The sequence below is a fragment of the Mycobacterium sp. ACS1612 genome, assembly GCF_001667505.1.
Classification (GTDB): Bacteria; Actinomycetota; Actinomycetes; order Mycobacteriales; family Mycobacteriaceae; genus Mycobacterium.
In genome coordinates this window covers 70,325-86,388 of the sequence record NZ_LZHZ01000061.1, presented here as the reverse complement: position 1 = coordinate 86,388, position 16,064 = coordinate 70,325, and the positions used below count along the sequence as shown (strand labels likewise).

The following is a 16,064-nucleotide window of genomic DNA, read 5'->3' as shown; positions in this document are numbered from 1 at the left end:
CCAGTATGGACTTGACGACCGATAAAGGCCAACGATTTCCGGTGGACGCTCAGAAGCCCGAGCCGTGCACCTCGTGGCCCGGCTTCTCGGCGACCAGTCCGCGGTAGGCCTGCTCGACGGTGGAGCCGTGGTTGATGACACCGTCGACCTCGCGAGCGATCGGCATGTTGATGCCGTACTTGTCGGCGAATTCCATGATGACGCTTGAGGCTTTGACGCCCTCGGCGACTTGATTCATCGACGCGATGATCTCGTCGATCGGCTTGCCCGCGCCCAGTTGCTCGCCGACGTGGCGGTTGCGGCTGCGTTGGCTGGTGCACGTGACAATCAGGTCACCAGTGCCTGCCAGACCGGCGAACGTGTCGCGGTGGCCGCCGACCGCCTCACCGAGCTTCGACATCTCCCGCACCGCGCGGGTGATGACCATGGCCCTGGTGTTCTCGCCGATGCCGAGCGAGTAACCCATGCCGACGGCGATCGCGTAGACGTTCTTCAACGCGCCAGCCATCTCGACGCCGGTCACGTCGTCGGTGGTGTACGTGCGAATCGCTTGGTGCGGAACAACTCCGCCAGCCTGGCCGCCAGATGCTGGTCGGGCATCGCGAGAACCGCGGCGGCGGCGTAGCCGTCGGCCACCTCGCGGGCGATGTTCGGTCCGGCGAGGATGCCTGCCGGATGGCCGGGCAGCACCTCGTCGACGATCTGGCTCATCCGATAGTTGGTGCCCTGCTCGAGACCCTTCACCAGCGACACCACCGGCACCCACGGCCGCAGTTCCTTGGCGAGTTCGGTGAGCACGGCGCGGAAGCCGTGCGACGGCACGCCCATGACGATGACGTCGGCGCACTGCGCGGCCTCGGCGAAGTCGGTGGTGGCCCTGAGGCTTTCGGGGAGTTGCGTCTCGTCGCCGAGGTACTTCGCGTTGCGGTGGTTGTCGTTGATGTCATCGGCGGTCTCCTGCGAGCGCACCCACTGCAGCGTCGGGCCGCGCCTGGCGCAGATGGACGCCACGGTGGTGCCCCAGGACCCTCCCCCGAGGACGACGACTTTTGGTTCGCGTTGCGCAGCCATGCCGCTCAGCGTAGGGCTGAGGGCTGCCGTTTCACCGGTAGTTGACGAACTGCAGCGCGACGTCGAGGTCGGCACCCTTGAGCATCGCGATGACGGCCTGTAGGTCGTCACGCTTCTTCGAGCTGACACGGATCTCGTCGCCCTGGATCTGCGCCTTGACGCCCTTGGGGCCCTCGTCGCGGATCAGCTTGGTGATCTTCTTGGCGTTCTCGCTGCTGATGCCCTGCTTGATGGTGCCGCTGACTTTGTAGGTCTTGCCCGAGGCCTGCGGCTCGCCCGCGTCGAACGCCTTCATCGAGATGTCGCGGCGGATGAGCTTCTCCTTGAAGACGTCGACGGCCGCCTTGACGCGTTCCTCGGTCGAGCTGACGATCTCGATGACCTCCTCGCCCTTCCAGGCGATGGTCGTGTCGGTGCCGCGGAAGTCGAAACGGGTGGCCAGCTCCTTGGCGGCCTGGTTCAGCGCATTGTCGACTTCCTGGCGGTCGACCTTGCTCACGACGTCGAACGATGAATCCGCCATGGATCCGTCCTTCCTGGGCTCTACGGTGCGTTTTCGTCTTAGGCCCATCCTCGTTGTACCCTGCTAGTCGCACCAAACCGGGTCACCCGCGGACGCGAGGAGCGGATCAGCTGGGGCGGTGCAGCACCCAGGCAGGTTGCCCGAGCGGCCAATGGGAGCGGACTGTAAATCCGTCGGCTAACGCCTACGCAGGTTCGAATCCTGCACCTGCCACGCTGTGATGTCTCGGGACATCGTTGACAGATGTCCCGAGACATCATTTACATCTGGAGTCTGTTTTCGGGGCTGTTTCCACTTTTGACGCCGCGGGGCTGGTAGTCGCGGGTGGGGTCGAGTGTGGGTTTGCGGATCAGGGTGCCGGTGGCGTGGTCGAGGACGCGGATGTCGAGGTCGTCGATGAGCACAGTGACTTTGGTGCCACGCAGGTGCTTGGACAAGCCGATGTGGTGCAGGCGGCTGTTGTATCGGATGGTGATGACGCCGGCGGCGTCGATTCTGTCGTGTCGCAGGCGGTAGTGCGGCGGGATTTGGTAGCCGGTGGGCAGGGCTTTGGGCCGGTCGCTGAAGGCCTGTTGTGGTGTGCGGCGGTGTAGTGCGCGGTGCGGCCGAATGGTGTTGTAGTAGGCCAGGAATGCGTCGATTTGTTGTTGCAGTTCGGTGATGGTTGTGGCGGCTGGTTGGGCGCGTAGGTGTTTCTTGAGTGTTTGGTGGAAGCGTTCGACCTTGCCGCAGGTCTGGGGGTGATAGGGACGTGAGCGGCTGTATTTGATGCCGAGTTGGCCCAGGGTGATTTCCAGGGCGGTGCGCCCGTTGCCGCGTTGTTTGGCGGTGAAGATGGCGCCGTTGTCGGTGAGCAGGCTCGCTGGTGTGCCCCAGGTGGTGATGGCGGACAGGAAGGTGTCCACGACGTCGGGGCCGGTGGTGACGGGTCGGACGTGGCTGGCGATGGCGATGCGGGAGTGGTCATCGATGATGTCGAGGATTTCTACTTCGCGGTGATCGGCCAGCCGCCAGTGGGTGACGTCGGCTTGCCAGCATTGGTTGGGTAGTTCGGCGCAGAAGCGTTTCCACGAGGAGCGGGGCCGTTTGTGGGGCTGGGGGATCACGAAGCCGCGACGAGACAGGATCCGCCAGATGGTGGACACCGCAGGGACGTTGGTGATGGTGTGGTCGCGGGCGAGGTGTTCGGCGATGGTGGCCGCGCCGGCGTCGTAGCCGGCTTTGTCCAACGTTTTGCGTAGTCGCACGATCTTGTCTTCCACCGCGGCGCTGACGGTGTGGGGATTGTGGTGGGGGCGGCGTGAGTGTGGTTCGAATGCCGCCACGCCTTCGGTCTCGTAGCGTTTGACCAGTTGCTGCACCCAGTACCGGGAGATGTCGTAGTCGCGGGCGACTTCGCTTTTGCTGCGACCTTCCCGTATGACCGCGGTGATGACGAGCTGCGCCTTCGACATGGCCGACCTCCCGGCTTAACGAGGTGTCAACTATGTCTCGAGACAGCTGCCAACTATGTCCTGAAATCAGACACTGCACCTGCCACCCTGGTCAGGCCACCTTTCGCGGTGGTGTGCGCGGTGATGAACCGCTCGATCTCCTTTGACGCCACGCGTCGTGAGGAGCCGATCTGAACCCAGGCAAGCTGACCGGTGTCGAACAGTCGATACACCGACGAGCGTGAGATTTTCAGCGCGTCGGCGGCCTCCAGGACGGTGAGAAGCCGACGCGCAGCGGGCAGATTGCCGTCAGGCGAGATTGAACCAGTCATAGTCGCCTCGAGAACGTGACGGAGTCATGAGATCTCCAGATGTGCAGAGTTATTACACCAGTGCAATTCCGCCCTCCGACGCTCCAGGCACAGTCTTTGGTGCTATCGGCAGGGTGGGCGTGGGGCCTATGTGGTTGTCGCGGTGGCCAACCCGCAGGCGTCTGTGCTTGATCGGAAGAGGGCGCCCGAGCGGTATAGCCGTGCTTCGCGAACGTCCGGCGACTCGGCGGGGCATCAAATCCCCTACCGCAGAACCTATCTCATCCCAGGACGCTCCAGTCGTGCAGCTGTTCGGGGATCCGCTGCGCGTACGTCTCGATCGGGAGATCGCCGGACTCCCGGTAGGTGAAACGCCACGTGCCGGTGTTGCCGATCCGCAGCAGGATCGCGCCGTACACGGTGTCCATGACCAAGTTCGCGTCGGCGAAGCCGATCGTCTCGAACGGACCGGCTCACGTTCGTGGCGACGAAACAGTCGGGCCACGTCATTCCGTCGAAGCCCGACCCGCAGAGCTTCCTGACCGCGGAGTCCGCGCCGTCGGCGCCGACCGACCAATCGGCGGTGATCCGCCGCTCCCCGCGTCCGGTCGTGAATACAGCCGTGACGGAATCCTCTGTTTGCTCGATGCCACGAGCGGGCTGCCGAGCATCACCTCGGCGCTGGGCTCACGCCGGCAGGTGCTCGAGGAGTACTTCGGTGATCTCGTCCTGACCGAGGCTGACCGCGTAGAGAAAACGAACGATGTCCTTGACTGCATCGTGGTTGACCGGGATCGCCTTTATCGTCTCCCAGACGACGAAGTTGAGCTCGGGCGCGAGCAGGCCGCGCTTTTCGACGTCCTCCCGGATGCCCAGGCCTCGAAGCCGTCGAGCGTGGGAAAAAGACGGATCAGCGCCCTTGGCGCCGTACCGATTTCGTCGTCACGGTCGACAACGGTCACCCGTATGCCCTGCTTCGCCAGGCCGAGCGCTGTCGCAAGACCTGTTGGACCGGCGCGACGACGATGACCTCCCGCTCATTCATGGCGGGGCTCTGGTCGTGCTGTCAAGAGTTCAGTCATCTCACATTCCTCACCTACGGTGCTCATCATTTCGTCTGCCTCAGTAGCGTTTTCATCCGTTCGACGCCGCCACGGAGTTAAAGTGACTCGGCTCGGGATCGGCGGCCGGGGCGAGGACGATGTCGAAGCGGGTCCGTGACCACGACCGGTCTCCCAGGTCCCGGCCGTCCGGAGTCGGTGTTCCCGGCGGCTGTTCGATGAAGTCTTTGATCAGCGAGTCTTTGACACCGAACACGCTGTCGCGGTCCAGCAGTTCGTCGCCCCTGACGAAGATGTGAGTGACCAGCGTGCGCAGGGTGGGTGCGCTGACCATGAAGTGCAGGTGCGAAGCCCGCATCGGTGAGCGGCCGGCGGCGGTCAGCATCCTGCCCACCGGTCCGTCATGCGGGATGGGGTACGGCGTGGGAGTGATGGCCCAGCAGCAGTAGTTGCCGTCCTGGTCACTGAACATGTGGCCTCGTCCAGCTGTGCGGCTGTCGCTGTACTGCACGTCGTAGAAGCCGTCTTCGTCGGCCTCCCAGACGTCGATTCGAGCGCCGGGAACGGGCCTTCCGGAGGTGTCGCGGACTGTGCCCTCGACCCAGCATGGCTGTCCTGTGGCACCGGCGGCGATGTCGCCTCCGAGTTCGATCTCGGGCGCACCGTCGACGAAAAACGGTCCGAACACGGTGGCTTCGGTGGCATCAGCGTAGGCCTCGTTGTTGATCGCGATGGTCTGCATGGACACGCCGAGGGTGTCGGAGAGCAGGATGAACTCCTGCCTGCGCTCATCGGTGATGTGACCGACCTCGGTGAGGAAGTCAATGCCCTGCTTCCACTCGTCCTCGCTGAGTCGGACCTCACGGACGAACGCGTGCAAGTGCCGCACGAGGGCCTCTAGAAGCTGCTTCAAGCGCAGGTCGGCGGTACCGGCGAAGGAATCGACGACACGTTGCAGCAGCTCTTCCTCCCGGGCCCGTTGCTCGGCTGAGACGGTCTGGTCGTATGCGGTGTCTGACAAGTCGGAGGTGGTCATTGGGGATCTGCTCCTTTCCAGGCGTTGTGCAGCAACCGCCGAAGGTTGTCGGCTGTGACGACTGCGGGATTGCTGTCCGGCACGACGGGCAGAATCGCCTCGACCGCGTCGCCGATCTGTTCCTCTCGAAAACCGTGATCGCGCAGCGCCTGAGGCGCGCCGAGACGGGCCCGAAGTTCCTGTAGCCCGCCCAGCGCGGTCGCCGAGCCTAGTGCGTCCGCGATCCGCTCAGCCGCCTGCGGCGCGGCGGGTGCGTTGAGGGCGACCACGTGCGGCAGCACGATCGCATGGGTCGCGGCGTGGGGCAGGTTGTATCGTCCGCCCAGCACGTGGCAGACCTTGTGGTGCAGCCCCGAGCCCGCCGACGCGAAAGCGACCGCGGCGAGGTAGGCACCGCAGAGAGCCTGCTCCCGGCCACCGAGTCCGGTGGGGTCGTCGACGACCAGGCGCAGACCTCTGGCCAAGGTCTGGATGCCTTCGGTGGCCAGCGCGGCGTTGATCGGGTCGGCCCGTGGCGCCCAGAGCGCGTCCACGCAGTGCGCCAAGCCGTTGAGTCCGGATGCCACGCTGAGGTCGACCGGCAGAGTCAGCGTCAGGCAGGCGTCGTACACCACAGCACGCGGAAGAACCCGCGCATCACTGCCGGTGATCTTGTGACCATCATCGGTGAGACCCCAGACGTCGGTCGCCTCGGACCCGGCGTAGGTCGTCGGGACGGCGATCACCGGCAATCCTGACGTCAGCGCGATCGCCTTTGCCAAGCCGGTGGTCGATCCGCCGCCCACGCTTATCACGACATCGACGGAATGTTCGCTGGCAGCCGCACGGGCGCGCTCGGCCACCGGCACCGGGACGTGCATGGCCACCTCGTCGTGGACCAGGCTCACGGGCAATCTCGCGGTCACCGCGTGGGCGAGCTCCGCCTCGGCCGGCCCGGCGATCACCATCACCCGGCGGACGCCGAGACGGTCGACCTCGTCGGCGACTGCGTCGGCGGCGGCGCCGGGGGCGAAGTGCACGCGCTGCGCCAATGTCTCGTGCACGAAGCGCATCGTCATGCCGGCTCGCGCCCAAGGACAGCGGCCAGCGCATCGCGAAGGCTTCCCTCGGGATCCTCGGGCAGGCTGTGGCTTCGCCAGGCGATGTACTTGTCCGGCCGCACCAGCAGCGCTCCGCTCTCCTCGACCTCGCGCCGCTTCGCCCAGTCGTAGTAGAGGTCCGTGACAGCGCGTCCAGGCCCGATCACCACGCATTTCAGTGGCACGCCGAGCTCGTGTGCCACTGATGCTGCCGCAGTTTCCCAGGCTTCCCCGGCGATACCGGTGATCAGGGTGAAGCTGGAGTAGGGAGCAAGATCCATCATCGCCAGCCTGCGACGGTTATCACCGACCCATGCGTGCGGAAGATGGGACCCGGGGACCGTGGAAGCCTCGTAGTAGAGGTCCGGATCACGCGTGGGCAGCGGGCGCGCCGTGCTATCGGCCACGATCGCCGAGGACTCATAGAACTGCCCGAGCTCTACGCCATGAGCATTGAACTCGTAATGCTTCAGCTCCATCGCCTTCACCAAGGCCGCACGCTTGGCCGCGCCCGCCGGTGTGTTCTCTTTTCGTTCCTCGATCTCGCGCAACATCTCTTCTTCGGTCTCCGCGGCGGTGACACCCAGCGCGTGGAACAGGTGGACGAACTCGCGACTCGACTTGTTGGCGCGCGTGACGATCCGCTCCGCCACCGGAACTCGCTCGGCCGAATAAGTTTGCAGCAGAGACGGATTCGCCTGACCCCGTAGTACCGCCGCCAGCTTCCAGACGAGGTTGTAGGAGTCCTGGATCGAAGTGTTGGACCCAAGGCCGTTGCTCGGCGGATGTCGATGAACGGCGTCGCCGACGCAGAACACCCGACCCGATTGCAGGTGTGTCGCGTACATCTCGTTGTTGCCCCACAGCGAAGAACCGGTGATCTCGACGTCGAGTTCGGGCATTCCCAGCAGGTTGCGCACGATCGCAGTGGCGGCCGCATCGTCGACCACCGGTGGCTCGTCGTTGATGTCGTAGCCCCACACCACTAACCACTCGTTCCAGGGCCGAACCATGCGCACCAGCCCGGCGCCGATTCCGCCCACGTTCGACCCCGGCTGGATCACCCAGTACAGGACTGATGGACGGTGGTTGCAGTGTTCGCTGATGTCGGCCTTGAAGGTGATGTTCATCGAACCGGCGATGTCCATCGCGCCTTCGAAGGGCAGGCCGATGTCGTCGGCCACTTTGGAGCGGGCACCGTCGGCGCCGATGAGGTACTTGGCGCGGATGGTGTAGCGCAGCCCGGTGAGCCGGTCGAGCACGTCAACGTCGACGCCGTCGGCGTCCTGGGTGTGCCCCAGGTACTCCGTGGAGAACCGGGTCTCCGTGCCCCGGACGGTGGCGTTGCGCACCAGGATCGGCTCGAGGTAGGTCTGCGGAATATCGACCGTCAAGCATGGAGATGCCAACTGGTAGTCGGCTTCCCGCTCGGGACTGGTTCCCCAGGTGTGGATGCGGCCGATCTCCTCGCCTGCGATGGATGTGCAGAACACCGTGTCACCCACCAGGTTGTGCGGCGTGGCGTCGGCCAGCACCTGCTTCTCGATACCCAAGTCACGGAAGATCTCCATTGCCCGCTGGTTGGTGATGTGAGCGCGTGGTGTGTTCGCCGTCCACCGGTACTTGGTGATCATCGTGTTGCGGATACCGAGTGATGAGAGAAGCAGCGCCGCCGAGGCCCCGGCAGGCCCGGATCCGACGATCAACACGTCGGTCTCCACAAGTGTGGAGCTGGGCAGCGTCGTGGCGGCCTGACCGTCGTCGAACTCCGGCATTGGAGTCACCCTTCCCGGCCGGGTTGGGCTCCGGCACATGGGATCGAGTGTGGGCACGGACACAACGACCCGTCGACAGCTTGGGCTCGACTCGGCGTGAATCCGAACAGATGGCCGTTGCACGAACTTGCGTGCCAGCCACCGTGCGGGTGGTTCGTCAGGCAGGCGGTAACGACCGGGTGGCCACGGCACGCCGTCGTACGTCGCTGGCGCGTTCACCGAAGCGGGTCGTGAAGGCGTTGGAGAAGTGGGCGGATGACACGAAGCCGCACCGGTGAGCAACCTCGGCGACCGTCATCGACGTGGCCTCGGGCGTCTGAAGCAGCGCTCGGGCCGCTTCCAACCGGCGATTCAGCACATGCTCGGGCAGCGTGGTTCCCGCCTCGGCGAGCAGACGCGAGAGATGCCGAGTGCTGATGCCAACGGCGGCGGCGACCCGCCGCGCGGATAGTGCCGGATCGCGATAATGCAGGTTGAGATAGGTCTCCACAGCCTTCAAATGCGCCGGATGCAGATCGTGACGGCCAGGCGCGCACAGCGCGGCGACCAGATCGAGTAGGGCGTCCTCAGCAACCGGTTGCGGCTCGTGAGCGTCTACGGCAGCGCCCACACATCGCGCCAAGGCATGTGCGACCGGCTGCTCATCGCTGCCGAAGTCACGGACGATGGGCCGCGCAAGCTGGTGGATGTCGGTGACTGCGGCGAAAAGCTCGCGCGGGATCTTCAACACCAGCTCCTCGAGACCCTGAGAGAAGCCCCGCATAAAGGGCCGGTCAGCGTCGCACATCAACAACTGCCCCGGTCGCAGCGACCAGACCCCATCCTCGTGGTAGAAGAACGCCTCACCCACCAAGCTGAAAAACAACGCCACCGACTCCGTCGGGCGTGCCCGGACCAGCGTCTCGTCGCGTTCCACCACGTGTGAAGTGCCGCGTACCCGCGCCAAGTGCATCCGGTCCAACTGAAGGTTAATCTCAGTCGCCTCAAGCACTTCCGCGCGCAAATTCCGACAACGGAGGCCGATCAGGGCGGTGGCGTTGTGGCTCTCCCACAGTTCCACCCGCTGCTGATCGGGCAGACCGACCGTCGTGAACGCGCGCGGCCGTGCGGGCATGGTCTGCATAACAGGAATCTACTAGGGACTCATGCCACACGTATTCGTTGGACCTTATCGACCGTCGGATCACGAAGCCACCCGTCGGAGAATCTCGATCACCCGGCAGACCAGTTGATCGTGGGCTGAGGCCGGCCAGGCGGCCACCAGTTCGACGCCGAGACTCTTCGGCTGCAGCGGACGGTAGACCACACCAGCAATGTCCAGAGCCGATGTCGGTGCGGGCACGATCGCAGCCCCGAGTCCGGCGGCCACCAGGGTGACCAGTGTCGAGGTCTCCTCCACTTCATGGCGCACCCGGGGAGTGAAGCCGGCGTCGGCGCACAGCGTCGCCAGCAACGATGTCATGAAGGAGCGACCTCCGCCGGCATACGCTACGAGATCTTCCTCACGGAGATCGCCTATTGTCAGTCCCTTTCGCTTGCTCAACCGATGCCCTTCCGGCAGCGCGACCAACAGCGAGTCCCGGCGGATGATCTCGGTGGACAGCCCGGGGTCGACAACGGGCGGGCGCAGTAGGGCGAGGTCGATCTCTCCCGCCGCCAACGCCGCCAGTTGCGCCGGGGCGAGCATCTCCCCACGGACCCTGACATCGACATCGGGTAGCAATTCACTGAGCGCGCGGACGAGCCGCGGCAGCACCGAGTAGGTGGCCGAGCCGACGCACCCGATGGTGAGCCGACCGGTGGTGCCATCAGCGACGCGGCGAACCAGATCGGCGGCGTCGTCCACCGCATCCAGGATCGCGCTGGCCCGGGCCAGGAATGCCTGGCCCGCCGGGGTCAACTCGACGTGGCGGGTCGAGCGGATCAGCAATTCCACGCCCAACTCGCGCTCGAGCTGGCGAATCTGTTGCGACAGCGGCGGTTGGGCGATGAGCAGGCGCTGGGCTGCGCGTCCGAAATGCAGTTCTTCGGCGACCGCCCGGAAGTACCGCAGATGTCGCAACTCCATTAAAACGTTCTACCTATCAAAGACCCTGATTTAAGTATTTCAGAATATCTGCGCTCAGACCTACCGTCGAGGCATGGATGTCGTGATCTGTAATCCCGTCCGAACTCCGGTCGGCCGGATGGGCGGGGCTCTGGCGGCGCTGACCGCTACCGATTTGGCCACCGCCGCTTTGCGCGCGCTGATCGACCGTACCGGGCTTGACGAAGGTGACGTCGATGACGTCGTTCTGGGCAACGGCTATGCCAACGGTGAGGCCCCGGCCATCGGCCGCATCGCCGCGTTGGACGCCGGCTTGGGCACCGAGGTCCCCGGCCTGCAGATCGATCGACGGTGCGGATCCGGCCTACAGGCCGTGCTCTACGCCGCCGGGCAGGTGGCCACCGGAGCTGCGGGTGTGGTGATCGCCGGCGGGGCGGAATCGATGTCCAATGTCGAGCACTACGCCCTCGGCCTGCGGACCGGTGTCCGGCAAGGCGGTATCGCACTGATGGACCGGCTCGATCGTGCCCGCGAAACCGCCGGTGGCAGTTCGCATCCCATCGCCGGCGGCATGATCGAGACGGCGGAGAACCTGCGTCGCGATTACGGGATTGGACGCGTCGAGCAGGACGAGCTATCGGTGCGCTCACACCAGCGGGCGGTCGCTGCCCATGAAGCCGGACACTTCGCCGACGAACTGGTGCCCGTCGCCGTCCCAAGCCGTCACGGCGATGTCGTCGTTGACCGCGATGAGCACCCTCGCGCGGATATCAGCGTCGAGACGCTCGCCGCGTTACGCCCGATCCTCCGCAAGGTGGATAGCGAGTCGACGGTCACCGCCGGCAACGCCTCTGGTCAAAACGACGGCGCTGCACTCTGTGTGGTCACCACCGCCGCCGACGCCACCCGGCTCGGCCTGACCGCTCTTCTAAAGCTGCGCTCGTGGGCTGTGACGGGCTGCGCGCCTGAAGTCATGGGCATCGGCCCGGTGAAGGCCAGCACGGCAGCGTTACAGCGCGTCGGCCTGACGCTCGACGATATCGACCTGATCGAACTCAACGAGGCCTTCGCCGCGCAAGTGCTGGCGGTGCTGGCCGAATGGAAGGTCGACCCGCTTGATGACCGCGTGAATCCCAACGGTTCCGGGATCTCGTTGGGGCACCCGATCGGTGCGACCGGTGCCCGAATCCTGGCCACCGCGGCCTACGAAGCGCGGCGACGGGGCGCGCGCACGGTCCTGGAAACCATGTGCATCGGTGGGGGACAGGGGCTGGCCGCGGTGTTCGAGGCGGTGCAGTGATGGCGACCATCTGTGACACCACCGCGGACGCTGTGGCTGACATCAATGACGGAAGCACCGTCCTTATCGGCGGTTTCGGGATGGCGGGCATGCCCGTCGCGCTCATCGATGCGCTGATCGACCACGGCGCAACGGATCTCACCGTGGTATCGAACAACGCCGGCAATGGCGACACCGGTTTGGCCGCCCTGCTGGCCGCCAGGCGCGTTCGCAAGGTCATCTGCTCATTCCCCCGGCAATCCGATTCCTGGATATTCGACGGCCTCTACCGCGCCGGCGACATCCAACTCGAGGTCGTGCCGCAGGGCACCCTCGCCGAGCGGATGCGCGCCGCCGGTGCCGGCATCGGAGCGTTTTACTGCCCCACCGCCGTCGGAACCCCGCTGGCCGAGGGCAAAGAGGAACGGGTAATCGACGGCCGCACTTACATTTTGGAGTATCCCCTCGCCGGTGACGTCGCCCTGATAGGTGCCTACCAGTCCGACCGGATGGGCAACCTTGTGTACCGCAAGACCGCCCGCAACTTCGGGCCCGTGATGGCGACGGCAGCGACCACCACGATCGTTCAGGTGCGCGAAGTGGTTGAGACCGGCGCGCTCGATCCCGAAGCGGTGATCACTCCCAGCATCTACGTCGACAAGGTGGTGGCGGTATGAGCGCACTGACCAAAGAGCAGATGGCCGCCCTGGTCGCCCGTGACATACCGGCCGGCTCCTATGTCAACCTCGGGATCGGCCAGCCCACCACCGTGGCCGACCACCTGCCTGCCGGTGCCGGGATCGTGCTGCACACCGAAAACGGGATGCTGCACATGGGACCCGCTGCGGTCGGCGACCAGATCGACTCCGACCTGACCAATGCGGGCAAGATCCCGGTCACCGAGCTTCCCGGCGCCGCATACTTCCACCACGCCGATTCATTTGCGATGATGCGCGGCGGCCACCTCGATGTCTGTGTGCTCGGTGCCTTTCAGGTGTCAGCCAAAGGCGATCTGGCCAACTGGCACACCGGCGCTCCCAACGCGATTCCCGCCGTTGGCGGTGCCATGGACCTGGCCATCGGCGCCAAACAAGTGTTCGTCATGATGACACTGTTCGCCAAAGATGGCTCCGCCAAACTGGTTCCGACGTGCACGTACCCATTAACGGGCCTGGGATGCGTGTCCCGGGTCTATACCGATCTGGCAGTGTTCGACATCAACGCCGACGGCGTGACCGTCCGCGACACCTACGGCATCAGCCGCGCGGAACTAGCGCAACGCCTCGACGTCACCCTTCTCACCGCTGAAGCTCGGCACAGCCGCAGAAGTCTCGTCAGCTGAGAGGCTGGCTACTCGAAGTGTTCGCGTACCGGCAGATGTGGCTGACCATGATTTCCGCGACCTCTCTGGGCTTTTCGGCAGGCGCCAGGTGAGCAACGCCGTCGAGGATAACCTCGCGCACACTGCACGCCGACGGCGATCTGGTGCAACAACTCTGGGGGTGTGGCAATGTCCTCGGAGCCGGCGATGGTGCAGACCGGTGCGGTGATCTGCGCCAATTGGTCCCTTCGGGTGCGGGTTGGACTGCGCGGAAGCGGTGGCGGCTGTGAGCCAAAGGCCGCGGCTGAGTTGCCGGGCGGACGTGTCGGTGATGCTAAGCGTGGGATATGTCGCCCAGCGCTCCTCCCTCAGCTTCCCAACGTTGGATAGCGATAGCGACGACGTGGCGAGTGTCGACGCCGCGCATACCCGTTCCGATGAATCGGTGTGCAGCCGACATATCGGCAACGGTGGATGTTGTTGTCATGCCGATCGGGCGTGTGTTGGGGAGTCTCGTACGAGTCACTGACATGTCATGCTTTCGGTGGTCGTCGGGGATACTGGTAGACAACGAGTGTTTTTGTCGCACAACCGTTGTCGAGAGCTCGCAGGTTTCGCGCCGAGGGATCAGTCATGGTCCATGACCGGCGTACCGCAAAATTGGCTTCGCCCCCGCAGCGGCAATGAGGGCGTGAGTCTGGTGTTCAGGCGTTCTGCATCTGAGGTTGTGATCGCGATGCAGGTGGCAGTGCTCCTCCGTCGGCTTCCCATCGCTCAAGGGAGACGGGGGACAGCAGTCGATCATCGGCGCGGCGCGTGATTCCGAGTAGTTGGTCGGGTGTGGACGCGTCGTTGACGCTGGCCGCTTTTGTCACCACGTTGTAGGCGTGCGTGGGCTCGGTGTATGGGGGGACGACCAGTAGGTCGAGCTTTCCGAACCGCGGACCGAACAGCGAGACGACGTTCGGCCACTCTTGGTGGCCGCTCACAATTACTTGATCGCCCTGATGCTTCATGCTCGGCGGTGCTGAGGACCAGTCGTCTTCGTGGTAAAGCACACTGTCGATGGAGCCGACCCGTAGCGAGAGTGCTCCCAGTAGCGAGGGCAGTTCGCTGCTGAGTTCGGTTGATCGGGGCCACCAGGCACCCTGGACGAAGCCGCACGACTTGTGTGCGGGTTTCAGCCGCATCCGCAGGTTTCCGATGGAGGACCGGCGCGTCGATGCGTCGCGGATGTGCTCGGTGATCGTTAACATGTGCTGCCTTCCGTGTTGTGCGCTGTGTCACGACGAGTTTTGTTCGGATGTCAGGGTTGTCGAGCGCGCGGCTTAGCCGTCGTGCACTCGCAGGACCTTTTCGGCCGCCTCGTCGGTATAGGTGATGGTCATATTCCAGGGTGGTACGAATACGAGAGATTTGCTTGCCGCACTCCTACAACCGCGGAGCTGGTCTTTGTTGCGTTAGAACAGCGAGGGACCGGCTGGTTACCGCCGAATATGGTCCCGATCGGATCCGGGTCGAAATTGTGGAAACCGCCTAGTTTTGGCGCGGTTGATTCCAGTTGCGAACGCGGCGGGCCGACGCTGGATTCGCCACGGGTTTCGGCGATTTGAGGCGTGTGACCGAGGCGTAGACGTGAACGGTCCTCGGTGAGTTCTTCGATGACGGCACCTAGGGTTGTGTTGTGGGCGACTAGCTCAGCTTCGCGGGTTTCGAGTTCGCGGATTCGGCGGTGGGCCTTGTTGAGTTGGTTGTTGAGTGTTGCGAGGGTGGGAGCTGTTGGAGACACGGACTTCCTCATAACTACTTGTGGACTTGTCTTTTCACGCTGTGCGATGTCATCGCGGTGTGGGCTGGGTCAGATCGGCGATGTGAAGGCCGTAGGGCATTGCTTTGAGCAGTGTGACGGCCAGGGGGATGCCATTCGGTAATTCATAGGTGCGCCGGTCCCCGGCGCGTGCTCCTGCGATGGCGGCTCCCAACGGGGATTCGATGGAATAGACGGCCATGTCGGCGAATTCGGCGCCCTGTACGCCCAGCAGGAATGTTTCGGTGTCACCGGTGGCGTCGCGGCGGATGGTGACGACCATGCCCGGTTCGGCGACCCCGTCGTCGGGCGGATCTTCGCCCACGACAGCGTTGATCAGGAGGTCATGTATCTGTTGAATCCGCTTCTCCCACGCGCGTCGCACTGCGGTGGCGTTTTCGTCGGCATCCTCATCGGCGATGCCGGCGGAGAAGAGAAAACGCAGGGTGTCCAGTTCGCGGTGGAGCCGCTCGTGGGCCTGCGGTGAGATCCAGACCCGTGTCGTGGTGGCCATGTCAGTTCCTTTCGTTGCATGAATCCCACAGCGCAGAGCGATGTTTGACGACTCGCTCACGCCGATTTCGGCGCATGCGCTCCGTAAGGCACCGCCCTGAGCAATGTGACGGGCAGGTTGGCCCCACTGGGGAGTGTCATTGGGCGCCATGTGCGGGGTCACCGTCCTGACGTGCGACCTGGACGTTGATGGCCGTCACCGTTGTCGACCAGGTTGTCGAGGCCGTGTTGCCATCGTGCGAAGCGGATACGGTCACACACTCCTCGGGTGGCGGTGAACAGGGTCGCTGCGATAGCGGCCGCGCATATCCAGATCACGACCGCGCCTATCGCTGCTTCGGTGGCTGCGCGGCTGGTCGGGGCTGGGGCGGGGACCTGCTCGCCCGTGTTGTCGGCCCAGATCTCAATGATGTCACCAGCTTTGGCTGCCGATTGCGCCTTGACCGTGCCGGTGTGTTCGGCGCCGGCGGCAGTCCATCGGGCCGACACGGTGGTGGTACCGTTTCGCGAGACTTGGGAGGTGGGGACGTCGGTGACCGTCGCGGTCACGGGGTGGCGCGTGTGGGCCTGCTCGGCGTAGATCTGTCGGCTCGAGTCATAGACCGCGGTCCCCACCGCGGCCGCGATCGGCGCGGCAACCAGCGACACCGTGACGGCCAGCACGAAGGCCAATGCCTCGATCCGATCGACGGTGCGGACCAGTGGATCCCGGCCGGCCAGCCGCAGCAGAAGCGGCCACCGGGGCAGGCGCACAGTGAAGGCGTCCATCGCCGCGTTGTCGGTACGGCGATGGGCCATTCCGCGTTGG

At 64.7% G+C, this 16,064-nt stretch carries 16 protein-coding genes, 1 tRNA gene and 2 pseudogenes; 4 read left to right on the top strand and 15 right to left on the bottom strand.

Translation table 11 applies throughout. The features are described from left to right. Positions 1-49 precede the first annotated feature (49 nt). Together A5724_RS24575 and A5724_RS24570 are read right to left on the bottom strand one after the other, a co-directional pair. Positions 50-1,071: pseudogene (locus tag A5724_RS24575) on the bottom strand (NAD(P)H-dependent glycerol-3-phosphate dehydrogenase). A 31-nt stretch (positions 1,072-1,102) separates the two neighbouring features. Further along, positions 1,103-1,594, bottom strand: a complete 492-nt coding sequence (locus A5724_RS24570; protein WP_067808508.1) for a YajQ family cyclic di-GMP-binding protein — start codon at positions 1,592-1,594, stop codon at positions 1,103-1,105. A gap of 130 nt (positions 1,595-1,724) precedes the next feature. On the opposite strand from A5724_RS24570, the gene A5724_RS24565 reads away from it, so the two are divergent. Then, positions 1,725-1,807: transfer RNA gene (locus A5724_RS24565), tRNA-Tyr, on the top strand. A 47-nt stretch (positions 1,808-1,854) separates the two neighbouring features. On the opposite strand, the gene A5724_RS24560 is transcribed toward A5724_RS24565, so the two are convergent. The 10 genes and pseudogenes from A5724_RS24560 to A5724_RS24525 all read right to left on the bottom strand — a co-directional run bounded on the left by A5724_RS24560 (position 1,855) and on the right by A5724_RS24525 (position 10,357). Next, positions 1,855-3,048, bottom strand: a complete 1,194-nt coding sequence (locus tag A5724_RS24560) for an IS481 family transposase (RefSeq protein ID WP_067808506.1) — start codon at positions 3,046-3,048, stop codon at positions 1,855-1,857. 53 nt (positions 3,049-3,101) lie between these two features. Continuing rightward, positions 3,102-3,359, bottom strand: coding sequence for a helix-turn-helix domain-containing protein (locus A5724_RS24555; RefSeq protein ID WP_067808504.1), 258 nt, complete (start codon positions 3,357-3,359; stop codon positions 3,102-3,104). A 260-nt stretch (positions 3,360-3,619) separates the two neighbouring features. Then, on the bottom strand, positions 3,620-3,766 hold the full coding sequence (locus tag A5724_RS34755) for a hypothetical protein (protein WP_232004965.1): 147 nt from the start codon (positions 3,764-3,766) through the stop codon (positions 3,620-3,622). Positions 3,767-3,902: 136 nt separating this feature from the next. Beyond that, positions 3,903-3,986 (bottom strand): annotated as a pseudogene (locus A5724_RS35220) (hypothetical protein); the annotation flags it as partial. Between the two features lie 152 nt (positions 3,987-4,138). Beyond that, positions 4,139-4,321, bottom strand: a complete 183-nt coding sequence (locus tag A5724_RS35215) for a hypothetical protein (RefSeq protein WP_156752449.1) — start codon at positions 4,319-4,321, stop codon at positions 4,139-4,141. Between the two features lie 151 nt (positions 4,322-4,472). Continuing rightward, positions 4,473-5,435 (bottom strand): intradiol ring-cleavage dioxygenase, encoded by a 963-nt coding sequence (locus A5724_RS24545; RefSeq protein ID WP_067808500.1) that lies wholly within the window; start codon positions 5,433-5,435, stop codon positions 4,473-4,475. Beyond that, positions 5,432-6,493, bottom strand: a complete 1,062-nt coding sequence (locus tag A5724_RS24540; protein ID WP_082965254.1) for a maleylacetate reductase — start codon at positions 6,491-6,493, stop codon at positions 5,432-5,434. Before A5724_RS24540 ends, A5724_RS24545 begins: the two co-directional genes overlap by 4 nt. Next, the gene (locus A5724_RS24535; RefSeq protein WP_067808499.1) at positions 6,490-8,289 is read right to left on the bottom strand and encodes an FAD-dependent monooxygenase; all 1,800 of its coding nucleotides are present in this window, start codon (positions 8,287-8,289) and stop codon (positions 6,490-6,492) included. Before A5724_RS24535 ends, A5724_RS24540 begins: the two co-directional genes overlap by 4 nt. A gap of 157 nt (positions 8,290-8,446) precedes the next feature. After that, complete coding sequence (locus tag A5724_RS24530; protein ID WP_082965253.1) at positions 8,447-9,412, bottom strand: AraC family transcriptional regulator; 966 nt, start codon at positions 9,410-9,412, stop codon at positions 8,447-8,449. Positions 9,413-9,472: 60 nt separating this feature from the next. Further along, positions 9,473-10,357, bottom strand: a complete 885-nt coding sequence (locus A5724_RS24525) for a LysR substrate-binding domain-containing protein (protein WP_067808497.1) — start codon at positions 10,355-10,357, stop codon at positions 9,473-9,475. A gap of 73 nt (positions 10,358-10,430) precedes the next feature. On the opposite strand from A5724_RS24525, the gene A5724_RS24520 reads away from it, so the two are divergent. Genes A5724_RS24520 through A5724_RS24510 form a run of 3 tightly spaced genes read left to right on the top strand, consistent with a single transcriptional unit; the run spans position 10,431 to position 12,957 of the window. After that, positions 10,431-11,636, top strand: a complete 1,206-nt coding sequence (locus tag A5724_RS24520) for an acetyl-CoA C-acetyltransferase (RefSeq protein ID WP_067808495.1) — start codon at positions 10,431-10,433, stop codon at positions 11,634-11,636. After that, positions 11,636-12,292 (top strand): 3-oxoacid CoA-transferase subunit A, encoded by a 657-nt coding sequence (locus A5724_RS24515; protein WP_067808489.1) that lies wholly within the window; start codon positions 11,636-11,638, stop codon positions 12,290-12,292. Before A5724_RS24520 ends, A5724_RS24515 begins: the two co-directional genes overlap by 1 nt. After that, positions 12,289-12,957, top strand: coding sequence for a 3-oxoacid CoA-transferase subunit B (locus tag A5724_RS24510; RefSeq protein WP_067808488.1), 669 nt, complete (start codon positions 12,289-12,291; stop codon positions 12,955-12,957). The genes A5724_RS24515 and A5724_RS24510 overlap by 4 nt, the downstream gene beginning before the upstream one ends. 683 nt (positions 12,958-13,640) lie before the next feature. On the opposite strand, the gene A5724_RS24505 is transcribed toward A5724_RS24510, so the two are convergent. The 3 genes from A5724_RS24505 to A5724_RS24495 form a co-directional block, all read right to left on the bottom strand. Further along, a complete protein-coding gene (locus A5724_RS24505; RefSeq protein ID WP_082965252.1) occupies positions 13,641-14,192 on the bottom strand; it encodes a DUF5994 family protein in 552 nt (183 codons plus the stop codon). 582 nt (positions 14,193-14,774) lie between these two features. After that, on the bottom strand, positions 14,775-15,257 hold the full coding sequence (locus A5724_RS24500) for a GreA/GreB family elongation factor (protein ID WP_067808486.1): 483 nt from the start codon (positions 15,255-15,257) through the stop codon (positions 14,775-14,777). A gap of 158 nt (positions 15,258-15,415) precedes the next feature. Next, complete coding sequence (locus A5724_RS24495) at positions 15,416-16,054, bottom strand: hypothetical protein (protein ID WP_232004964.1); 639 nt, start codon at positions 16,052-16,054, stop codon at positions 15,416-15,418. Positions 16,055-16,064: the final 10 nt, after the last annotated feature.

Excerpts from the sequence above, each read along its gene's own strand:
- A5724_RS24570 (WP_067808508.1), bottom strand. The coding sequence starts at position 1,594 with ATGGCGGATTCATCGTTCGACGTCGTGAGCAAGGTCGACCGCCAGGAA.
- A5724_RS24560 (WP_067808506.1), bottom strand. The coding sequence starts at position 3,048 with ATGTCGAAGGCGCAGCTCGTCATCACCGCGGTCATACGGGAAGGTCGC.
- A5724_RS24555 (WP_067808504.1), bottom strand. The coding sequence starts at position 3,359 with ATGACTGGTTCAATCTCGCCTGACGGCAATCTGCCCGCTGCGCGTCGG.
- A5724_RS34755 (WP_232004965.1), bottom strand. The coding sequence starts at position 3,766 with ATGGACACCGTGTACGGCGCGATCCTGCTGCGGATCGGCAACACCGGC.
- A5724_RS24545 (WP_067808500.1), bottom strand. The coding sequence starts at position 5,435 with ATGACCACCTCCGACTTGTCAGACACCGCATACGACCAGACCGTCTCA.
- A5724_RS24540 (WP_082965254.1), bottom strand. The coding sequence starts at position 6,493 with ATGACGATGCGCTTCGTGCACGAGACATTGGCGCAGCGCGTGCACTTC.
- A5724_RS24535 (WP_067808499.1), bottom strand. The coding sequence starts at position 8,289 with ATGCCGGAGTTCGACGACGGTCAGGCCGCCACGACGCTGCCCAGCTCC.
- A5724_RS24530 (WP_082965253.1), bottom strand. The coding sequence starts at position 9,412 with ATGCAGACCATGCCCGCACGGCCGCGCGCGTTCACGACGGTCGGTCTG.
- A5724_RS24525 (WP_067808497.1), bottom strand. The coding sequence starts at position 10,357 with ATGGAGTTGCGACATCTGCGGTACTTCCGGGCGGTCGCCGAAGAACTG.
- A5724_RS24520 (WP_067808495.1), top strand. The coding sequence starts at position 10,431 with ATGGATGTCGTGATCTGTAATCCCGTCCGAACTCCGGTCGGCCGGATG.
- A5724_RS24515 (WP_067808489.1), top strand. The coding sequence starts at position 11,636 with ATGGCGACCATCTGTGACACCACCGCGGACGCTGTGGCTGACATCAAT.
- A5724_RS24510 (WP_067808488.1), top strand. The coding sequence starts at position 12,289 with ATGAGCGCACTGACCAAAGAGCAGATGGCCGCCCTGGTCGCCCGTGAC.
- A5724_RS24505 (WP_082965252.1), bottom strand. The coding sequence starts at position 14,192 with ATGTTAACGATCACCGAGCACATCCGCGACGCATCGACGCGCCGGTCC.
- A5724_RS24500 (WP_067808486.1), bottom strand. The coding sequence starts at position 15,257 with ATGGCCACCACGACACGGGTCTGGATCTCACCGCAGGCCCACGAGCGG.
- A5724_RS24495 (WP_232004964.1), bottom strand. The coding sequence starts at position 16,054 with ATGGCCCATCGCCGTACCGACAACGCGGCGATGGACGCCTTCACTGTG.